The sequence below is a fragment of the Gemella sp. zg-1178 genome, assembly GCF_018790995.1.
Classification (GTDB): Bacteria; Bacillota; Bacilli; order Staphylococcales; family Gemellaceae; genus Gemelliphila.
Genome location: NZ_JAHKEI010000010.1, coordinates 18724 through 39876, shown reverse-complemented (window position 1 = coordinate 39876; position 21153 = coordinate 18724). Strand labels below are relative to the sequence as shown.

The window sequence follows — 21153 nt, the reverse complement described above, 5'->3', positions numbered from 1 at the left end:
CTTTTCTTATATTTATTATAATATTTAATACTTAGTTAATTATATATTTTTATTAATTTCTTCTTTAGAAAACTTATTCATTTGATGAGAATATAGGTCTAAAATAGGAATTTTGTTTTCAATCAAGTAATTTCCAACTGCCCATTCAATATGTAGTCTGTTGTAATCTTTAGGAATTTTTTCTAAAGGAAATAATAATACAAAGTTTTCATTCCATTCTTGTTTTAATTGATGAATTATTATTCCTGAAGTATTATATTTCCACTTACGCTTATCGTAAATATCTTTTTCGTCATATTGTTTTGCATTTTTTGGAATATCAAAGTTTATATCATTACTGCAAGCAACAACTCCTAAACATCCTTCTTTAGTAAATTTCATCCATACTATATCTCTTTCATCATTCAAATTATATTTTTTTTTAATATCTTTATAATCAAGATTATTAAGATTAAATATTGAATTATAAGTTTGGGCGAAAATTTTATCAATAACTCCTAAACCCGATAAAAAATTTAAAACTAATTCCCCTATTTCTTTCACTGTTGATTTAACGGCTGTTCCTCTATAATTTTTTAATTACTCCTTTGAAGTTTTAAATCTGGGACAGTCTTTCCCTTGTACAGATTGCCAGCGAAATTCATTTTTTTCATTGTAATAGTATGCCTCACGACTTACATAAAGATATTCTTTCAATAATTTAATATTCATTATTATCTCCTAATTTTTTAATTATCCTATTAATATTACATTTTATTTAGTCAATAGCGTTACTGCTTCCACTTCACTTGTTTGTGGAAACATATCAATAGGTTGAATTTTATCCACATTATAACCTAAATCTATCATAATTTGCAAATCACGAGCTAGACTTGCTGGATTGCAACTTACATAAACTATTTTAGGTATATTAATGTCTGCCATGTTGCGTAAAAAACTTTCATCACATCCCTTTCTAGGAGGGTCTACGATAACAGCATCTATTTTTATTTTTTTTTCTATTAATTCTCTTATCTTATCTTCGCTTTTACCGAGTAAAAATTCAACATTTTTTATATTATTTATTTTGGCATTTTCTTTGGCATTTATAACAGCATCTTCTACTACTTCTATACCGTATACCTTATTTACCAACTTAGCAGCAAATAAACTTATTGTTCCTATACCGCAGTATGCGTCAATTATCACATCAGTATTTTTTAAATTTGCAAGTTCTATTGCTTTTGAATATAAAATCTTAGTTTGAGTGGGATTTACTTGATAAAAAGATGCTAGAGAAATATTGAACTTTATACCATTAATAGCATCTTCTATAAAATCTTTTCCATAAAGTTTAATACTTTTTTCTCCGAGTATTACATTAGTTTTTTTAGAATTTATATTTAACATAATGCTAACTATTCTTTTATCCAGTTCAATAATTTTTTCAACAAATCTATCTAAATTAAAAAATTTTTCTTTGGCTATAATACCAACCATAATTTCTGTTTTGGAGCTATTTGTTCTAAACATAATATGTCTTATTGCTCCCTCATGTTTTTCCTCATCGTATATTGAAAGCTGCATATCAGAAATGATTTTTCTTATGTTATTTACCAAAAAATTATGTTCTTTATACTGTATTTTACAATCATTTGTATTTATAACGTCATGACTTCTAGGTCTATAATAACCCATTTTAACTTCATTATTTTTTACTTGTACAGGCACTACTGATTTATTTCTATAATAAGTTGGTTTGGCCATTCCTAGTGTAGATAAAACTTCTATCTTGTTAGCTCCAACTATTTTATTTATAATGTTTTTCACCTTATTTGTTTTAAAAGAAAGTTGTTCTTGATATCTCATGTGCATTAAGTTAGCACCTGATGTTTTCTCTTCTACTTCAACCCTATTAGGAGAAGAAGAAATTATCTCTATTAATCTAGCATATCCTAAATTTTTTTTAAGTTTTGTAATTTTTACTCTTATTTTTTCGCCTACTATAACATCTTCTACAAATAGCGGAAAATTATCTATCTTTATAACTCCTAGTCCGTCATGAGTATAGTCTATTACTTCAGCAATAAATTCATCATTTTTCTTCATTTAATTCACCTTGTAATTTAAAAATAGTAATGGTAAAGCCATTACTATTATTTTAATAATTTGTAAATTTATATCCTAAAAATTTTTCTATTTCTATATATATTTGATTAAAAGGTAAGGCATATAAATCTTTGTGATTTCTTAAAAAGTCTGAACTTAATTCATCTAAATTCTGCTCTATCATAAAAAAGTCTAAGTCATCTATCTTATCTCTTAAATCATTGACTTCTATTCCTTTACTTTCTACCAATCTAGCTATATTTTCTTGCCCTAAATTATTAACTCTTGCCACCATATTTTTGAAATATATCAAATGCTCAGATGCTAATAGATTTTCTTTTTGCCAAAAATTTATTATTTGTTTGATATATCCTTCTAGGCTATCATCTTCCTTAAATTAGAAAATTTCAAGTTTTGAAATTTAGTTTTAAATTGATTTAAATTCATAAGTAGATATTCAAAATCTTCTAACTCACATTGCCAATCAACTTTTTCTGCATAGGAATTTTCAATTAAAATATCTGAAAATAATATCCAAATAAGTTCTTCTTTAGCTATATTATTTTTATCTATTCCCCTATTTTCTAAAAAATTAGTATTTTCATTTATATAGGTTTCAGTCTGTAAAATTAACTTTTCTACTTTCTGCAAAACTTTTTGATTGCTATCTGTTATTATATTGGCAAATTTTATATAGTATTCTAGCAATCCTTCTTTATTATTCATACTTCTAGGATTTTTTTAAAAATATTAAAAATTTTTTTCATAAATTTCCTTATCTAAATATTAAAGCCTATAACTTTTACAGAATTTACATGGGGCAAATTTTCTAGTAATGATTTTAATTTTTCTATATTTGTAAAATTTATATTCATATTCAATGATAAAATTATCGTTGCTCTATCGTTAATAGGAACTGTTTGGTGTATGGTAATAACATTACACTTTTCTCCGTGAATAATACTCAAAACTTTTCCTAGCATTCCTACTATGTCATCTACATTAATAGATAATGATAAAATAGATTCCTTTTTAAAATCTTGAATAGGAAATATAGTATCCCTATATTTATAAAAAGCACTTCTGCTCAAATCATATTTTTTAGAAGCCTCTAATATTGATAAATTTGGATTTTTTTCCAATTCTTTTTTTATTTTTATTGTTTTTTGAACAGCTTCTGGTAAAACGTCTTCTCTTATTATGTAATAATTTTTATTTTCTTTCATACTTACTCTACAAATTCAAATTCGCCTTTTAATATTTTAACGGTATCCCCATTTGAACAACCTCTTGCTCTTAGGGCATCATCTACTCCCATAGAACGCATTTGTTGTGCAAATCTTCTTACTGAAGCATCACGATTAAAGTCTGTCATCATAAATGCTCTTTCTATTCCAGCACCACTAACAACGTAAGCACCAGTATCATCACGACTTATATTAAATGTTTCATCATTCGGTTTATGCTTATATAAAACTCTATTTTCAATAGTTTCTTCTTTATTAATATCAATTTCATATAAAGTATTATAGTTAGTTTTTTCTAATAAATCACTTATCTTATAAAGTAAGTTATCAATATTAGAATGAGTAAATGCCGATATTTCTATTAAATCTATTTCTTCATTATTTTCTGCAATTTTTTCTTTGAAAATTTTTAGATTTTCTTTTGATTCTGGCATATCCATTTTATTTGCAACAACTATTTGTGGGCGCTCTAGTAAACGCATATTGTAATCTTCTAGTTCCTTATTAATTATTTTATAATCTTCATAAGGGTCTCTTCCATCAGTTGCTGACATATCTATAATATGAACTATTACTTTTGTTCTTTCTATGTGTCTTAAAAATTGATAACCTAATCCTACACCTTGACTTGCTCCTTCGATAAGTCCAGGTAAGTCTGCCATAACAAAACTCTTGTTATCTTTTGTTTCTACTACTCCTAAATTTGGAACTAGGGTTGTAAAATGATAATCAGCAATTTTTGGTTTTGCTTTTGAAGTTATAGATAATAAGGTAGATTTTCCTACTGATGGGAAACCGACTAACCCTACATCAGCCATTAATTTTAATTCTAATGTTATATTTCTTTCTTCTCCTGGTTCACCATTTTCTGCTATTTCAGGAGCTGGATTTGAAGGTGTTGCAAAGCGACAATTACCTCTGCCTCCACGCCCACCTCGTGCAACAATTACTTCTTGTTCATGTATTGTTACATCACCTAGAATTTCACCAGTATCCGTATCTTTAATAATTGTTCCTGGTGGTACTATAAGATATAAATCTTTTGATTTTCTTCCGTGCATTCCTTTACTCATACCATTATCACCATTTGGAGCAACAAAACGTTTTTGGTATCTATAATCCATAAATGTTCTCAAACCTTCGTCAACTTTAAAGACAATATTGGCACCTCTACCTCCGTCCCCTCCAGCTGGACCTCCCTTAGGAACATATTTTTCACGCCTAAATGCTACTAAGCCATTTCCTCCATCACCAGACCTTATATATATTTTTACCTCATCTATAAACATACATTCTAACCTTTCAAATATTTTTATTAAATAAATTCTATTCATTATAACATATTTCTAATGTTTTTTAAATTATCATAATAAAATATCTCATACTAAATATTTAGCATGAGATATTTTTGTTTAATATATTCTTATAATTTTTATTTTTAATAATTTATTTTATATTTATTATTTTATAAAAAATTCTATTGATAAATATTTTAAAACTAAATTTACAAACATAAACTGAATTTCAATTTTTTTATAATTATAAAATTAATTTAGTATGCACAATTTATAGAACTAAGGTCTATTAATATTTATTTTAAATTCTAAAAACAAATCATTTTGCATTTGAACAATTTTTTGACTTTGTGCGTCATATACTTCTAAATGATTCATTGTTTCTTCACTAGGATAAAATTGCTCATCTGAAGTAATTTCTTCACCTAATATCTCATAAGCGTCCAAAATAGGTGTAGCATAGCCAACAAATTCAGCATTTTTAGCAGCATTTTCTGGTCTTAAAATAAAATCTATAAATTTATGGGCTGCTTCTACATTTTTTGCTACTTTTGGAATTACCATATTATCAAACCAAATGTTGCTTCCTTCTTTAGGAACTGAATAAACTAATTTTTCATTTTCTGCTATCATCTGTGCAGCACTTCCAGAATAAGTAATTGCAACTTTGGCATCTTCATTGACCATTAACATAGTTTTTTCATCATTGTTAATAGCTTTTATATTAGCCCCCATCAACTCTAATTTTTTCTCTGCCAACTTTAATTTTATTTCATCAGTTTCATTTACTGATTCGCCTTGCGATTGCAAAGATAAACCTAACATTTCCCTTGCTCCATCTATGAGTATTACTTCATTTTTAAGACGTTCGTCCCAAAGGTCATCCCATTTTTCAAATTTTTGGTCTTTATCAAGCAAGTCTGGATTATAAATTATTCCAAGAGTTCCCCAAAAATAAGGAATTGAATATTTATTATTCATATCAAAACTTTTATTTAATAACTCTGGATTTATTTTATTAAAATTTGTTAATTTAGATTTATCTATTTCTTGTAACAAATTAAAATCTATCATTTTTTTAATCATATAATCAGAGGGTACAACTAAATCATAAGAAGTTGAACCTGATTTTAACTTAGTTAATAGAGCCTCATTAGAATCAAAAGTTTCATATATTACTTCAATACCAGTTTCTTCAGTAAATTTTTTAAGCAAATCCGGAGAAATGTATTCTCCCCAATTAAAAATAGTGAGTGTGTTTTGACTTCCTGCTTGTGAAGAATCTATATAAGTTCTACTTTCTAGCAATCCGATACATAATAAAATAATTGATATGGCTGAAACTACTAATTTTTTCATATTATCTAGTTACCTCCTTTTTTAATTTACTCATACTAATTACATAGTAAATTAATACGGCAATTATAACAAATAATGTTATTACTGTTGAAAGTGCATTTATCTGCAAATTAATTCCTTGTCTTGCCATAGAATAAATTTCCACAGATAAAGTTTGGAATCCATTACCAGTTACAAAAAAAGTAACAGCAAAATCATCTAATGAATAAGTAAGTCCCATAAAAAATCCTGCTAAAATTCCTGGGGTTATATAGGGGATAATTACCTTAGTTATAACTTGTGGATAAGTTGCTCCCAAATCAACCGCGGCATCAATCATTGAAATAGGCATTTCATATAATTTTGGTAAAACCATTAAAACTACTATCGGAACACTAAAGGCAATATGAGAAATTAAAACTGACCAAAATCCTTGTAAACTTTCTAATCCTAACTTGTCAGATATAAAAGTAAACACCAATAAAAAAGAACAACCAATAATAACATCAGGACTAACTATTAAAATATTATTTCCTACTAAATAAGAATTTTTAAATTTATTAGTTTTTAAAGAAAATATTCCTAAAGCTCCTAAAGTTCCTAATACTGCTGAAAAAATACCGCAAAGTAAGGCAATAACTATGGTGTTAATGAGTATAACTATCATTCTAGTATTTTCTATTAACTCTTTGTAATGAATAAAAGAAAAATCTTCAAATACAACCATTGTTTTTCCTGAACTAAAAGAAAAATAAGCCAAATAAATAATAGGAATATATAAAATAACAAAGACAAGTATTAAATATAATTTTGATAGTATATTTTTCATTATTTTTTTACTCCTATCCTATTTTTATTATTTGTTAAAACCATAATTACTCCCATTACTATAATTAAGAATACTGCTATTGTAGAACCTAATCCTACATTTTGAGTAACTAAAAAATGTTCTTCAATAGCTGTTCCTAAATTGATAATTTTATTACCTGCAATAAGCCTTGTAATCATAAATATAGAAAGTGCAGGTATAAAGGTTACCTGAATACCGGTTTTTACACCCTCAATACTAAGTGGTAAAATTATTTTTGTAAATGTTGTTTTTAAGTCTGCCCCCAAGTCATAAGAAGCATCTATAAAATTTTTATTAATACCTGCAACAGAATTATAAATAGGCAGTAACATAAATGGTAAAAATATATAACTAGCTACAAAAATAAAACCAAATGAATTGAATAATAAATTTTGAGTTCCAATACCGATAAATTCTAAAAATGAATTAATCGCTCCATGTTTACCAAATAATCCTATAAAGGCATAAGTTTTTAAAAGTATATTTATCCAAGTAGGTAAGATAATTAGTAATAACAATATTTCTTTGTATTTACTTCTGCTAATTATAAAAGCAAGTGGATAACTAAGCATTAAACAAACTAAAGTTACTAAAAAAGCATACCAAAAACTATAAAAAGTCATCCACATATAAGTTTTACCAAAAAATTCTGTATAATTTAATAATGTAAAATTCCCTTGAGTATCTTTAAAAGAATAATATACTATAAGTCCTATTGGAAAAACTACGAACACCAGCATCCATAACGCGTAAGGAACAATAAAAAATGAACGTATCTTTTTATCAAACACTTTTATTCCTCCTCTTCGTATGCTTCTAAACGTGCATCAAACTCTTCTTCTGTTTCTCCAGGAACCATGATATGAATTGCTTCTGGTTCAAAATCAAGAGCAACAGCTTTTCCTACTTCTGCTGCTTTTGTAGAGTGAACTATCCACTCATTATATTGATCATCTAAGCAACAAATTTCATAATGAACTCCTCTAAATAGTTGGGTATCTACAACAACTTTTATTTTTCCTTTTTCTACTGAAGTAATTTCTAAGTCTTCTGGACGGATTACAACTTCAACTCTTTTATTTTTAGGTAAGCCCGCATCTACACATTCATATTCTTTGCCGTATATTTCAACTAAATAATCTTCTAACATTACCGCATTTACTATATTAGATTCGCCAATAAAATCAGCAACAAATCTATTTACTGGTTCGTCGTAAATATCTAAAGGACTACCACTTTGTTGAATTTCTCCATTATTCATTACAAAAATATAATCGCTCATCGCCAATGCTTCTTCTTGGTCATGAGTTACATAAATAAATGTTATACCTGTTTGTTGTTGTAATTCACGTAATTCATATTGCATTTCTTGGCGAAGTTTTAAATCCAAAGCTGATAACGATTCATCTAACAAAATTATTTCAGGTTTATTTACTATGGCTCTAGCAATAGCAACACGTTGTTTTTGCCCTCCACTCATTTCAGAAATTTCACGTTTTTCAAAATCAGATAAGTTTACTAATTTTAAAGCTTGTTTTACTTTTTTTTCTATTATTTCTTTTTTTTCATTTTTTACCTTTAATCCAAAAGCAATATTTTCAAAAACATTCATGTGAGGAAATAAGGCATAGTCTTGAAATACAGTATTTACTTGACGTAAATTTGCTGAAACATCATTAACAACTTTTCCAGAAATTTTTACTTGACCACTTGTAGGTTGTAAGAAACCACCAATTAATTTTAGAATTGTACTTTTACCACAACCACTGGGGCCTAATAATGTGTAAAATTTTCCTTTTTCAATTTCTAAATCAATATTTTTTAAAACTTTATTATTACCAAAAGACATTGATACATCTTTAAATTCAACAATATTTGTCATTTTTTCCTCCTATAAATATGAATTTGTCGCTACTATTAATACTTTACACTCATCTTCAAAAGGATTTGATAAGGTATGATTATCCGTAGCCGTAAAATAAAATGTTTCGTTGGTATCTGCAACATATTCTTTTTCACCAAAGGTCAACATACATTTTCCTTTTAAGATATAGCACAAAGTGTCCGATTCAGATGGAGAAAAAGTTTTATAACTACTCTTACTTGATAAGGTCAATATCAAAGACTCCATCTCTTTTTCATTTGATTCTGGCACCAGCCAATTCAATTTATAATAATCATCTGTTTCTTCATAAAGTGTTTGATTTTCTTTTTTATAAAGAATTTGTTGTTCTGCACTTTTTTTATCAAAAAAATCTTTTGGTTCGCAACCTAATACTTGAAGTATATCAAAAAAAGTTTCCATCGATGGAGATGATAAGTCTCTTTCTATTTGGGATATATAACCCTTAGATAAATCTGTTCTTTCTCCTAATTCTTCTTGAGTTAATCCTTTTTGAATACGTAATTTTTTTAATCTATAGCCTATTGAATACATTTTTCTCCTTTTAGTTTAGTATTAAAAAACTTTATGTATACTTAGTTAAGTATAATAAAACTTATTGTTTATAAAGTTTAGTAAAATAAAACTTATTGTTTATTTTTAACAAGAATTATTTTATATTATTTTTTTTAAAAAATCAATACTTTATTTATAAAATAAAAAAATATCTATTTTCATATTATGAAAATAGATATTTTATGGAGATGGCGGGATTTGAACCCGCGTCCAAAAACACCTCTATTTAACTTCTACACGTTTAGTTTACCTATTAAATTTAATTTTTTACTTATGCCAGTAAACAGGCTGTAAAAAACGAGTTTGATTAAATTCTTACTTATCACTGCAAACGGAAGTAATAAATTATAGACTATTATTAAATGAACCAGTTATATTAGTCATAGTCAAACCAATTAACCAGCCTTTAGCAATTAAGCTGCTAAAGCTAATGATTTATTGTTGTCAGTTATATTTAAACTGTTTCGTTTTTAAAGAGCCGAGCCTCTTACGTGCAATCAAACAGACCAATGCCCCTGTCGAATCCTAAACATCCCCCGAATATAACTTAGTTATTATAACATACTTTCAAAAAAAAGTGAAGAAACTAAATAGTTCTTCACCTAAATTAATATTACAATTCTCTTCTTCTTGTTCTACGAGGACGAGGAAACATTTCTGATTCTGTTTCGTCTTTAGCGTAATTACTTGTAAATGATGTTGATGCAATGTTAGCTCTTTGAGATAAATCTCTATCATTTTTATCTTCATCAAAACCAGTAGCAATTACAGTAACAATTATTTCATCAGTTTGCTCTAATTCTTCATTTATAACTGTACCAAAAATCATGTTTACTTCTTCATCACTAGCTTCTTGAACTATACTTGCAGCTGCTTGTGCTTCAAATAAACTTAACGATGGTCCACCTGTGATATTTAATAATACTCCTTTTGCTCCTACAATTGAAGTTTCTAGTAAAGGAGATGAAATTGCTTTTTTAGCGGCTTCAACAGCTCTGTTTTCTCCAGAAGCTACACCAATGCCCATTAGGGCTGACCCTTGATCTGACATAATAGCTTTAACATCAGCGAAGTCTAAATTAACTGCACCCGATACATTTATTAAATCAGAAATACCTTGAACACCTTGGCGTAAAATATTATCTGCTTCTAAAAAGGCCTGCATCATAGGAGTAGATTTATCTACAATATCAAGTAATCTTTCGTTAGGAATTACAATAAGTGTATCAACTGCTCCCTTAAGCGCATTAATCCCAGCTGTTGATTGTACTTGACGTTTTTTACCTTCAAAATTGAATGGACGTGTAACAACACCAACTGTCAAAGCTCCTAATTGTTTGGCTACACTAGCAACTATAGGTGCGGCGCCAGTACCAGTTCCTCCTCCCATTCCAGAAGTAACGAATACCATATCTGCACCTTCTAAAGCAGCTTCTATTTTATCTTTTGTTTCTTCTGCTGCTTTGCGTCCTATTTCAGGATTCGCTCCAGCTCCTAACCCTTTTGTAAGTTTTTCTCCTATTTGAATTCTTACATCTGCTTTTGAACGTCTTAAAGCTTGTGCATCTGTATTAATTGTAATAAATTCTACATTTTGCAAACCACTTTCAACCATTCTGTCAACGGCGTTACCACCGCCACCACCAACACCCACTACTTTAATATTGGCTGTTTGCCCAAATTCGCTATCTAAAAAGCTATTTACCATTATAATTTATCCTCCTAAATCTTATTCAAAGAATGAACTGTATTTTTTTCTAAATTTTCCAAAAACACTTGCTTCTTCTTTTTCTTCATAATATTCATCTTCATAATATTCATCTGAATTTTTGTCTGTTTCAACTGAAGATACTCCAATTTCTTCTATTTCCTCTATGTCTTCAAATACTGTATTTGTACTTTCTTTTATTATAGCCACCTCAGCAAAACTTTGATATCCAAATAATTTTTCTATATTGTAACTACTTGTTAGGGTTCCAACTGCTACTGATAATTCTGGAGAATTTGCTCCTATTATTTTTGGAGTGCCAATTCTAACATTCATTTTTTTCAACATATCACGTGCTAATTCTAATACACCAGGCATTAATGTTGTCCCACCAGTTAATACAACATTTCCTTTTACTCTATTTATACCAAATTTTCTTAAAACGTCAAAAGCTCTAAGCATTATTTCTTCAACTATTTCTTCTATATAATCAGATAGTTCTTTTTGAGTAAAGGGTTCTTCGTCAGCTTCTAAATTATCTAAGTCTATTATTATATCACTAGATGCTAAATCATAAAAACTATGACCTTGATTATGTTTTATTTCTTCAGCTTTTTTAAATGAAACATTTAAAACATCAGAAATCATACGAGTAATATCATCTCCAGCAAGTTCTATAGATTGAGATAATTGTAATATATTGTCTTCATAATAACTTACAGTTGTTAATCCTGCTCCAATATCAATTATAACCGAACCATAATCTCTTTCTTCGTCACTTATAAGAAGTTCCCCCAATGAATGAGAAGTTATAAAAGTTTCATTACAGTCAACTCTTAATTTTTCTATACTTTTATAAATAGTATGTAAATGTGTTTTTGATGTCATAACTCTATTTCCAGTAACCTCAAAAGCATGATGCCCTGTCATACCTTTTGGTTGGGTAATATGCTCTATATCATCAACTCTATAATAATCAGGAATTATCTGAACTACTTCTCTTTCTTTTGGTAAAGGAAGAACTTTTGCTTCTTCGATTACCTCTTCTATGTCTCTTCCGTCAATATCGTGTTTATTATCAAATTTAATTTCAGCTACACTTTTCTTAATATGAGTGTGAATACTTGGAACTGCTACATAAAGAGATCTAATATCTTTATTAGCTTCACTTTTAGCCATATCTAATGCTTTTTCTATATCTTTTGCGGCTGTTTCCACATCAACTATATTGCCTCGTTTTATAGCATTAGTTTTAACAATACCAACACCCAATATATTTAATTTTTCATAAACTACATCAGCTATTATTACTTTTATACTAGATGAGCCAAGATCAAGTGCAGTGTACAATTGTGAACTCAAGTTAGACACTCCTTCCTTAAAATTTCCCATTATTTTATAATGAAATTGACACTATTACGCCAATTATTATTACATACAATAGATTATAACATAAAACAATTAAAAAAAGTACGAAAATACAAATTTTTTTTTAATTTTTTTATATTTTTACACACTTGTAATAAAAAGACGTACCCTGTTGAGTGACTTTCTATTACAAGATTTTATATATTTATTGTTTAATTAGTTTTTGTTGAATTATTTTTTATATTTATATTATTTTTTAATAAATTATTAATTTTTGACTCTTTTTGAGTTATAGTTTTTTCAGTTTCTACATAAGCTCCATTGACTAAATTTAAGGTTGTATTAGTCTTATCTGTTATGTGTTTTTCCATTTCAAAATAATAATTTAATTTCTCTGAAAAATTTGATGTAGTTACCTTAACTTTTTGACCATCTCTCATATATATTATGGATAAATCTTTATTATGTTTATCTGGTGTTATTTCTGAAATTTGAGATAAAACTTCCACCTTTAAGTTTGAAAGATTATTTAAAATTTCATTCTTTTTAAATTCTTCATTGTTAAAATTTTCAATAATAGGCAAACTATTACTGTTGCTTACCTTACCTACATATATTTGACCATCAGACATTAATACACTATAAGAATTATCCTCATTTTTTTCCAAAGCTAATAATTTTTTTTCTTTTATTGCAATAGTTATAGTTTGAAAATATTCTTTTTGAATATTAACTTCAGATACAATATTATATTTTTTTAATATTATATCTTTTACATTATCTTCATCAACTTCCCAAATTTTAACATTATTATTTATTCCTACTTCATTTAATAAATTTTCTTTTTCTACCTGGACATTACCTTGTAAATTAATGTTTTTTAATTTTACTAGGCTACTGTTGAAAAATATAAATATAGCAGATAAGATTGTTAATATTGATAATAGTATAGTTGTTTCTTTTTTTCTTTTGTTTTTGTATTTATCTACAGCACTTATAAACTTCTTTTTACGTTCTGCCTTGTACAAAAAGTTATTTTTATTAAATTTTAAATTCATTTTAATTCAACTCTTTATTTTTTATTTTATTAAAGGTATCAATAAATTCTTGACCTCTTACTTCAAAATTTTTATACTGATCCCAAGAGGCACAAGCGGGAGAAAGCAATACTGTGTCTCCATTTTCAGATTTTTTAAAAGCTATGATAGCAGCATTATCAACTTTACTAGCTTCAATATACTTAATATTATTTTTTTTAGCAAGATTTATAAGGATATTCTTACTTTCTCCGAAACATATAAGCAACTTAACTTTATGCAATTCAGAAGCAAGTTCTTGAAAATTTATTCCCCTATCTTTACCACCTGCAATTAAAATAACATTTCTTTCAAAACCTGATAGAGCTTTTAGTGTAGACACAGGATTAGTTGCTTTTGAATCATTATAATATTTTACACCATCTATGTCTCCAATATACTGCAGTCTATGCTCCACTCCTATAAAATTATACACAATTTTCTGAATATCAGCAATAGATACATTTTCTAATATAGCTACAATAGTAGCATTTATTATGTTTTCTAAATTATGTTGGCCTGGAAGTTTTACTTTTGATATTTCAAATATATCGGTATTCTTATATTTTAACCAGCCAGATTCAACATAAGCATCTGCGTTTTTATCATTTTTACTGCTATAATAAATTATATTTGCATTTATCTTTTCTACTTCATAATTATTTTTATCTTGTATATTTAAAACTAAAAAATCATTTTTATCTTGATTTTTAAATATCCTTTTTTTTATATTTTGATAATTTTCTTTACTACCGTGATAATCTAAATGTGCCTCTCCTAAATTTGTAATAAGGCTTATATATGGCTTGAATTTCTCTGTTCCATTAAGTTGAAAAGAAGATATTTCTGTAACTAAAATTGTATCTTCTCCATTTTCATAAGCTACCTCTATGGCAGGAAATCCAATATTACCCGCTAATTTGACTTTTTTATTTTTTAGACTTAACATCTCATAAATTAGTTTAGCAGTTGTTGTTTTCCCATTAGTTCCCGTTATGCCTATTATTCTATTATTAAAAAGTAAACTTGTTAGTTCTATTTCTGTTATTATTGGAATATTTTTATTTTTTGCTGTTTCTATTATTTCTATATTATAAGGTATTCCTGGATTTTTAACTATTAAATCTATTTTATCTAATAAAGATAGATGGTGTCCTCCAGAGATAATCTTAACTCCTAATTTTTCTAAACTAAGTGCTTCAGTATCCTCTGATAAATCTTCACTAGCGTTTAAAACAACCTTTACTCCTAATTTAGTTAATACAAGAGCTGTTTTATAGCCACTTCTTGCAAAGCCCAACACTAAAACTACTTTGTTTTTAATTTTTTCTAATTCTTCAATGTTCATTACACTACTCCTAAATAATAACCTATAAGCGAAGATATACAAGCTATTATTACAAATAAATATACTGTTTTAACTTCCCCATAACCTGATAATTCAAAGTGATGATGAAGTGGTGCCATTTTAAATATTCTTTTCCCTGTTTTTTTAAAGTATATAACCTGAATCATAACTGATATGGTTTCTAATATATATACTAAACCTATAAAAAGAAATGCAATTTCTTTATGTAAAATTATTGATATAGCTGCAAGAATACCACCAAGTGCAAGAGAACCAGTATCTCCCATAAATATTTTTGCTGGTTTTTTATTGAAAATTAAAAATCCAGACAAGCCACCTATTATTGCTAAACAAAATATAAAAATTGGATAATTATTTTCTTTATAGCTAAATAGTAGAAAAACAAATGTTGTAATTATAGTTACACTACTTGCCAATCCGTCAAGACCGTCAGTTAAATTTACTGCATTTGAAAATCCTGTTTGCCAAAAAATAACGAATATCATATATAAGAAATACATATTAATCTTGTAATCTATAAATGGAATATTTATATAATCAACTTCTACATAACTGATTTTTATTAGTATATAAAAAATTGCAGAAAATAAAATTTGTAAAAATAATTTTTTTTTAGGAGATAGTCCATTATTTTTTTTTTTCACAACAATAAGAATATCATCAATATAACCTACAAATGCAAATGACAATGTAGTGTAAATTAAAATAAAGTAATATTTAATATTTTCTACATTGAATATTGAAGCTAAAACTAATGTTAATGTTATTGCTATTATAAAAGATATGCCCCCCATTGTAGGCGTACCTTGTTTTTTTATATGACTTTTAGGACCTTCTTCTCTAATAGCTTGTCCAAATTTTAATTTGTGCAAATATTTTATTAATCTTGGAAGTGATAATACTGTTACAAAAAATGAAAAAAATAATATTATTATACCAAATTGTATATTCATCTTTTTCTCCTTAAGATAATTTTAATTTTAGTTCTTCATCTGGCTTAATATACTTTCCAGGTAAAATAGATTGTTCTTTTACATAGCCATTCCCTTCAATACTAATTTTTATGTTTGCCAACTCTGCATATCTTAAAACATCAGCTTTTGACCAACCTTTAAAGTTTGGTAAAATGTATTGCGTATCCTCAGTTAATAAAAATACCTTGTCGTTTTTATTAACAATATTGTCAGCAGATGGAAATTGATTTGTTACACTATTTCCAGAACCTAAAACTACTATATTTTTAGTGTTAGTAGATAAATCATTTATACTATTATTAATATTATTACCTATGTAGTTATTTATTGAATAAGTATCTTTTGAAATATTTTCGTTAACTTTTTTTATATTAAGATAGTCTAAGCTACTTTGCATGACTGGATTAAATAATTCTTTTACAGAATTGCTATAAGATTCATTTTCTTTTTTACTCGGTAATTTTATTACTGCATAAACAACTATTTCAGGATTATCACTAGGGGCATAACCTAAAAATGAATGCATAACTTTATATGTACTCTTGTAGTAGACTCCTGTTTCAGGATTAACCACTTCGGCAGTCCCAGTTTTACCAGCTACAACATAATCATCTAACCTATATTTTTTACCCCCAGCTGACCATTCTCCATTGACTACTCCATATAATTCTTCCTTAACTCTTTCAGCGGTATTTTTTGATATTGGATTACCAACAATTTCTTTTCGACCTACATTGACATCAATATTTTGGTAATTATCATGTATCCTTTTTACAAAGTAAGGTTTTAACATATTTCCCTCATTCAATATTGCAGTTTCTGCTTGTAACATTTGAATTGGAGTTACTGTACTACCTTGACCAAACACACTTGTAGAAGCTGACACCACATTATTAAAAGCTAATTGTCCTGACGCTTCGTTTTCATACAAAGAGCCAGTTTTTTTACCAAAACCAAATTTTTCAAGACCTAATTTAAATTTATCTCTTCCTAGTTGTTCAAGCATAGTCAACATTAGTGTATTAGAAGATTCTTGAAAACCATGTCTATAAGATATTGTACCCCATCCATTTTTATTATGGTCATATATAGTAGTATCATACACTTTATAGGAACCAGATTTGTAATATTTATTTGGGTCAAATATATTATTTTCCATCATTATTGCAAGAGAAAAAGTCTTCATTGTAGAACCAGGTTCTACAGCTGAATTGAAAACTGCATTTGTCCATGCCTTGTCTAAATTTTCTTTCGTATTAGGATTAAATGCAGGAGTTTGCCCTATACCAAGTATTTCTCCCGTCTTGGCACTCATAACTACTGCAAATGCACTCTCTGGTTCATACTTATCATGAATATCTTTTAGAGTGTTGTCAACAAAACCTTGAATATTTTTATCTATTGTCAGATATAAATCTGCCCCGTTTACAGGTTTTACCTCTGTTGCTGGAATATTAGATACTACTTTCCCCCAAGCATCTCTTGCATAAACTATTCTACCACTCTTACCTCTGAGATAATAATCAAAAACTCTTTCTATCCCCAACTTACCAACAATTAAATCACTATCATCACTAGAAGTCTGTGCAAATCCTAAAAAATTTCCTAAAAGAGATCCATTAGGATAATATCTTTTAGTAGTTGTTTCAAATTTTATACCTGGTAGTTTTAAATCTTCTATTTTTCTTTTAGTTTCTACATTAATATCTTTTCCGTAACTTCCAAATTCTACTTGATATGCTTTATCATTTTTTAAAATTTTTTCAATAGCTTCTTTTGATAGATTAATTAATTTAGATAATTCTTCTGCTGTTTTACTTACATCAACAACATGTTTTCTAGGTGCATCATCTTCTAAACCTTCAGAGGCCTTATCAGAAACTACAGCAATAAGTTTATACGATTCAATATTATCTGCTAGAACATTACCATTTCTATCATAAATTTTCCCGCGATTTGGTTCTAATACCGAGTCTATTTTATACTTCTTATCTGCGATTTCAGATAAATTCTTCCCTCTAATAGTTCCCAAAAAACTCATTTGACCAATATTATAAATAAGTATCCATACAAAGAAAAAAACAAAAAGAGTTGTAAATATCATTTTTGTTCTTTTTTTAGATATATTTGATTCATTCTCAATACTTTGCTGATCTTCTAAAAATTTTAAAGTTAAAAGTTTTCTTAATTTTCTCAATTATCTCACTACCTTTACATTATCTTTATGTGAAGCCATTCCTAACATTTCTGCGATTTTCTTTACTCTTTCATATGATGACAAGTCATTTATTATAACTCTTTGTTCTTCATTACTACTTTCTATCTTACTAATTTCATTATTATTTTTAGTTTCTAAATTTCTAAGCGAATATATATCACCTACATAACTTAACATAATATATATTGAAACTATTACTGTAATTGGAAAAGCTATATATATGGTTAATTCTGAACGAGTAAGTGAAACCTTTTCTTCAATTTTCTTAACTCCGTATTCTCTACTATATACTTTTAACGTTGCCACTTTTGTTCCCTTTCTTAGGTTATTTCTGCACTTCTACTATTCTTAATTTAGCACTTCTAGACCTATTATTTTCTTCTAATTCTTCATCACTAGGTGTTATTGGTTTTTTTGTAATATTTTTTAATTTAGTTTTGTTTTCAGTTGGAATTATAGGTAGTCCTTTTGGTAAATCTTTTTCTTTTAAATGCTCATTAAATATTTGTTTGCAAATCCTGTCTTCTAAAGAGTGAAAAGTTATAACAGAAATTCTTCCTCCCATATTTACCAAATCTATTGCCTGTTCTAATGAATTTTCTAAAACACCTAATTCATTATTTACTTCTATTCTTATGGCTTGAAATATTCTTTTTGCTGGATGTCCACCTTTTCTCCTAGCGGCGGCAGGTATTGAATTTTTTATTATATCTACTAATTCAAAAGTTGTTTCTATATTTTTTTCTAGTCTTCTCGTCTCAATATTCCTAGCTATTTGCTTAGAAAATTTTTCTTCACCATAACGATAAAATATTCTTACTAAATCATTATAGGTATAGTTATTAACAACTTCATAAGCACTTAATTCTGAAGTAGTATCCATTCTCATATCAAGTCTAGTGTCATAGTTATAACTAAAACCACGTTCTGGAGTATCTAACTGGGGAGATGAAACACCTAAATCATATAGTACTCCATCTACCTTTTCTATTCCTAATTTAGCTAATTCAAATTTTAAATTTTCAAAATTTGATTTTATAAATACTACCTTATCTTCATAATCTTTCAATTTAATTTTTGCATTAGAAACTGCCAAATCATCTTGGTCAAATGCGTACAATTTTCCATTTTTTAATTTTTTTAAAATTTCTAAGCTATGTCCTGCTCCTCCTAGAGTACAGTCAACGTATATTCCATTTTCTTTTATATTTAGTCCACTTATTGCTTCATGAAGTAGCACACTATAATGTTTAAACATAATATCCCCCACTAAAAATCAAAATTTTCAAGTTCTTCTGCCATTTCTTCAAAAGTAATTTCACTATCAAGTAATTGTACTTGCCATTTTTCTTTATTCCATATTTCAATTCTATTGGATACTCCATTGACAACACATTCTTTTTCTAAACTGGCGTGTTCAATTAGTGCTTGTGGAATATTTATTCGACCCTGTTTATCAACTTCAACTTCTACTGCACCAGAGAAGAAGAAACGTTGAAAGGCACGGGCATTTTTCTTTGTAAGTGGTAGCGACTTAATTTTACTTTCTATTTTTTGCCACTCTTGAAGCGTATAGCCAAATAAACAAGAGTCAAGTCCTCTTGTTACAATAAATGTATTTCCTAGTTCTTCCCTGAATTTAACAGGCATACTAATACGCCCTTTATTATCCATTTTATTGTTATATTGACCGATAAACACGCGTCTCACCACCTTTAATATATAATTTACCACACTTCCCCACTTTTTTCCACTATTATTTTAAAAAATATTAAACTTTTTTAAAATTTGTCTTTTTATTTTATTTTTCTAAAAAATAAAAAAATCTTAAATTCTATAAAATAGAATTTAAGATTTTTAATTATTCTTCTATAAAAGAAATTATTGCTTTTTCTGAAAGAGAAGAATCACAAACTACTTTTGTATTTCCTTTCTTAGAAACAAATAAAGCTGGAACTGTTTTTATATTATGCTTCTCTCTAAAAATAGCTAAGTTCTCATCGGTAAAATCTTCTGTATTTACGAAGAAAGTTTGTTTTGCTAAATCTTTAGAAACTTTACTTATTTTTGGTGCAAATATTTGACAGAAAGGACAAGTTGACCTACCTAAAAATACTATTAATTTTTCTTTTTCTTCTATTAACTTTTCTAAGTATGAAGAATTTATAACTTGAAAATCTTTTATATATTCGTTAAACGACATAAGAATATCTCCTTAATTTAATATTTATAAAAATAATTTTACGATAAATAAAAAAAGCGAGCAAAATATTTGCTCACTTTTTATTTATTAATTTCATTAATTTTACTATTTAATTTTTTAGAATACCAAATTCCAAATAAAAGTAAGCCGAATAAAACAACCCAAAAAATTACTGTCCATAAAGTTGAATGTGGAAATTCATGTGGTAAATATCCTAATTTTTTGTTTGCCGCTGCAATTACAAACAATTTAATACCAACCCAAGCAACAATTAAAAAGGCTGCAAGTTCAAGACCTGGTTGGTCATTCAATATTTTTATGAATATATTGGCGGCAAAACGCATTATAATTACACCAATAATTCCACCTAATACCATAACTACAAATTGCCCTAAGTTTATTCCGCCTATTGAAGTTTCTGAAATGTGTGGTAGTGTTATGGCTATGGCAACTGCCGCTAAAATTGAATCAACTGCAAATGCAATGTCAGTTAATTCTACTTTTATTACTGTATCCCAAAAACCACTTTGATTTTTTGTGTTTCCATTTTCTTCGTATTCTTGATAAGCGTTTAATTTTTTATAAAATTCTTTTATGTGTGTGATAGACATATATAATAGATATAAGCCACCCACTACTTGTATTTGCCAATACTGAACCAAAACTGTAATTAAGAAAATAGCTATAATACGAAATACTAACGCCCCAACCAAACCATACATAAGTGCTTTTTTCTGCTGAATTAGTGGTAAATGCCTTACCATTATTGCCAAGACTATCGCATTATCAGCTGATAATAAGCCCTCCAATAATATTAAACTTAATAATACTATAAGGTATTGAATTAAAATTTGTGTGTCCATTTTTTCTCCTTTCAAAATATAAAAAGACCCCCGCTTTTAAATTAAAAGCAAAGGTCTTACTAAATAACAACGTTATCTCTAATACCGATAGAATTTTA

General features: G+C 27.6%; 23 protein-coding genes and 1 other RNA gene. All 24 read right to left on the bottom strand.

Annotated elements, in window-relative coordinates; translation table 11 throughout:
- Positions 1 to 39: 39 nt before the first annotated feature.
- On the bottom strand, positions 40 to 543 hold the full coding sequence (locus KMP12_RS04225; RefSeq protein ID WP_215756498.1) for a hypothetical protein: 504 nt from the start codon (positions 541 to 543) through the stop codon (positions 40 to 42).
- A 36-nt stretch (positions 544 to 579) separates the two neighbouring features.
- On the bottom strand, positions 580 to 711 hold the full coding sequence (locus tag KMP12_RS07705; protein ID WP_256442621.1) for a hypothetical protein: 132 nt from the start codon (positions 709 to 711) through the stop codon (positions 580 to 582).
- A 42-nt stretch (positions 712 to 753) separates the two neighbouring features.
- Positions 754 to 2088: a 23S rRNA (uracil(1939)-C(5))-methyltransferase RlmD gene (gene rlmD / locus KMP12_RS04220; protein ID WP_215756497.1), complete on the bottom strand. Its 1335-nt coding sequence runs from the start codon at positions 2086 to 2088 to the stop codon at positions 754 to 756.
- Between the two features lie 52 nt (positions 2089 to 2140).
- Positions 2141 to 2383, bottom strand: coding sequence for a hypothetical protein (locus KMP12_RS04215; RefSeq protein WP_215756496.1), 243 nt, complete (start codon positions 2381 to 2383; stop codon positions 2141 to 2143).
- An 80-nt stretch (positions 2384 to 2463) separates the two neighbouring features.
- Positions 2464 to 2814, bottom strand: coding sequence for a DUF6630 family protein (locus KMP12_RS04210; protein ID WP_215756495.1), 351 nt, complete (start codon positions 2812 to 2814; stop codon positions 2464 to 2466).
- A gap of 53 nt (positions 2815 to 2867) precedes the next feature.
- Positions 2868 to 3314, bottom strand: a complete 447-nt coding sequence (locus tag KMP12_RS04205) for an ACT domain-containing protein (protein ID WP_215756494.1) — start codon at positions 3312 to 3314, stop codon at positions 2868 to 2870.
- A gap of 2 nt (positions 3315 to 3316) precedes the next feature.
- Entirely contained in the window at positions 3317 to 4624 is a 1308-nt protein-coding gene (gene obgE, locus KMP12_RS04200) for a GTPase ObgE (protein ID WP_215756522.1), read from the bottom strand.
- Between the two features lie 285 nt (positions 4625 to 4909).
- Positions 4910 to 5989: an ABC transporter substrate-binding protein gene (locus KMP12_RS04195; RefSeq protein ID WP_215756493.1), complete on the bottom strand. Its 1080-nt coding sequence runs from the start codon at positions 5987 to 5989 to the stop codon at positions 4910 to 4912.
- 1 nt (position 5990) lies between these two features.
- Complete coding sequence (locus KMP12_RS04190; protein WP_215756492.1) at positions 5991 to 6797, bottom strand: ABC transporter permease; 807 nt, start codon at positions 6795 to 6797, stop codon at positions 5991 to 5993.
- On the bottom strand, positions 6797 to 7558 hold the full coding sequence (locus KMP12_RS04185) for an ABC transporter permease (protein ID WP_252344703.1): 762 nt from the start codon (positions 7556 to 7558) through the stop codon (positions 6797 to 6799). Before KMP12_RS04185 ends, KMP12_RS04190 begins: the two co-directional genes overlap by 1 nt.
- Before the next feature lie 53 nt (positions 7559 to 7611).
- Positions 7612 to 8700, bottom strand: a complete 1089-nt coding sequence (locus KMP12_RS04180) for an ABC transporter ATP-binding protein (RefSeq protein WP_215756490.1) — start codon at positions 8698 to 8700, stop codon at positions 7612 to 7614.
- A gap of 9 nt (positions 8701 to 8709) precedes the next feature.
- Positions 8710 to 9255 carry a helix-turn-helix domain-containing protein gene (locus tag KMP12_RS04175; protein WP_215756489.1) on the bottom strand — a complete coding sequence of 182 codons (546 nt, stop codon included), beginning with the start codon at positions 9253 to 9255 and terminating at the stop codon, positions 8710 to 8712.
- A 201-nt stretch (positions 9256 to 9456) separates the two neighbouring features.
- Positions 9457 to 9813: a transfer-messenger RNA gene (gene ssrA, locus KMP12_RS04170) on the bottom strand.
- 76 nt (positions 9814 to 9889) lie between these two features.
- Positions 9890 to 10984 (bottom strand): cell division protein FtsZ, encoded by a 1095-nt coding sequence (gene ftsZ / locus KMP12_RS04165; protein ID WP_215756488.1) that lies wholly within the window; start codon positions 10982 to 10984, stop codon positions 9890 to 9892.
- Between the two features lie 21 nt (positions 10985 to 11005).
- Positions 11006 to 12355, bottom strand: a complete 1350-nt coding sequence (ftsA, locus tag KMP12_RS04160) for a cell division protein FtsA (RefSeq protein ID WP_371821663.1) — start codon at positions 12353 to 12355, stop codon at positions 11006 to 11008.
- 209 nt (positions 12356 to 12564) lie between these two features.
- The gene (locus KMP12_RS04155; protein WP_215756486.1) at positions 12565 to 13410 is read right to left on the bottom strand and encodes a cell division protein FtsQ/DivIB; all 846 of its coding nucleotides are present in this window, start codon (positions 13408 to 13410) and stop codon (positions 12565 to 12567) included.
- 1 nt (position 13411) lies between these two features.
- Positions 13412 to 14776 (bottom strand): UDP-N-acetylmuramoyl-L-alanine--D-glutamate ligase, encoded by a 1365-nt coding sequence (murD, locus tag KMP12_RS04150; protein WP_215756485.1) that lies wholly within the window; start codon positions 14774 to 14776, stop codon positions 13412 to 13414.
- On the bottom strand, positions 14776 to 15750 hold the full coding sequence (gene mraY, locus KMP12_RS04145; protein ID WP_215756484.1) for a phospho-N-acetylmuramoyl-pentapeptide-transferase: 975 nt from the start codon (positions 15748 to 15750) through the stop codon (positions 14776 to 14778). Before mraY ends, murD begins: the two co-directional genes overlap by 1 nt.
- 10 nt (positions 15751 to 15760) lie before the next feature.
- The gene (locus tag KMP12_RS04140; RefSeq protein WP_215756483.1) at positions 15761 to 17968 is read right to left on the bottom strand and encodes a penicillin-binding transpeptidase domain-containing protein; all 2208 of its coding nucleotides are present in this window, start codon (positions 17966 to 17968) and stop codon (positions 15761 to 15763) included.
- On the bottom strand, positions 17969 to 18295 hold the full coding sequence (locus KMP12_RS04135; RefSeq protein ID WP_215756482.1) for a cell division protein FtsL: 327 nt from the start codon (positions 18293 to 18295) through the stop codon (positions 17969 to 17971).
- A 19-nt stretch (positions 18296 to 18314) separates the two neighbouring features.
- Positions 18315 to 19247: a 16S rRNA (cytosine(1402)-N(4))-methyltransferase RsmH gene (gene rsmH, locus KMP12_RS04130; protein ID WP_215756481.1), complete on the bottom strand. Its 933-nt coding sequence runs from the start codon at positions 19245 to 19247 to the stop codon at positions 18315 to 18317.
- Positions 19248 to 19258: 11 nt separating this feature from the next.
- Positions 19259 to 19690: a division/cell wall cluster transcriptional repressor MraZ gene (gene mraZ / locus KMP12_RS04125; RefSeq protein WP_215756480.1), complete on the bottom strand. Its 432-nt coding sequence runs from the start codon at positions 19688 to 19690 to the stop codon at positions 19259 to 19261.
- Positions 19691 to 19850: 160 nt separating this feature from the next.
- Positions 19851 to 20192 carry a thioredoxin family protein gene (locus tag KMP12_RS04120; RefSeq protein WP_215756479.1) on the bottom strand — a complete coding sequence of 114 codons (342 nt, stop codon included), beginning with the start codon at positions 20190 to 20192 and terminating at the stop codon, positions 19851 to 19853.
- A gap of 80 nt (positions 20193 to 20272) precedes the next feature.
- Positions 20273 to 21055: a TerC family protein gene (locus KMP12_RS04115; RefSeq protein ID WP_215756478.1), complete on the bottom strand. Its 783-nt coding sequence runs from the start codon at positions 21053 to 21055 to the stop codon at positions 20273 to 20275.
- Between the last annotated feature and the right edge of the window lie 98 nt (positions 21056 to 21153).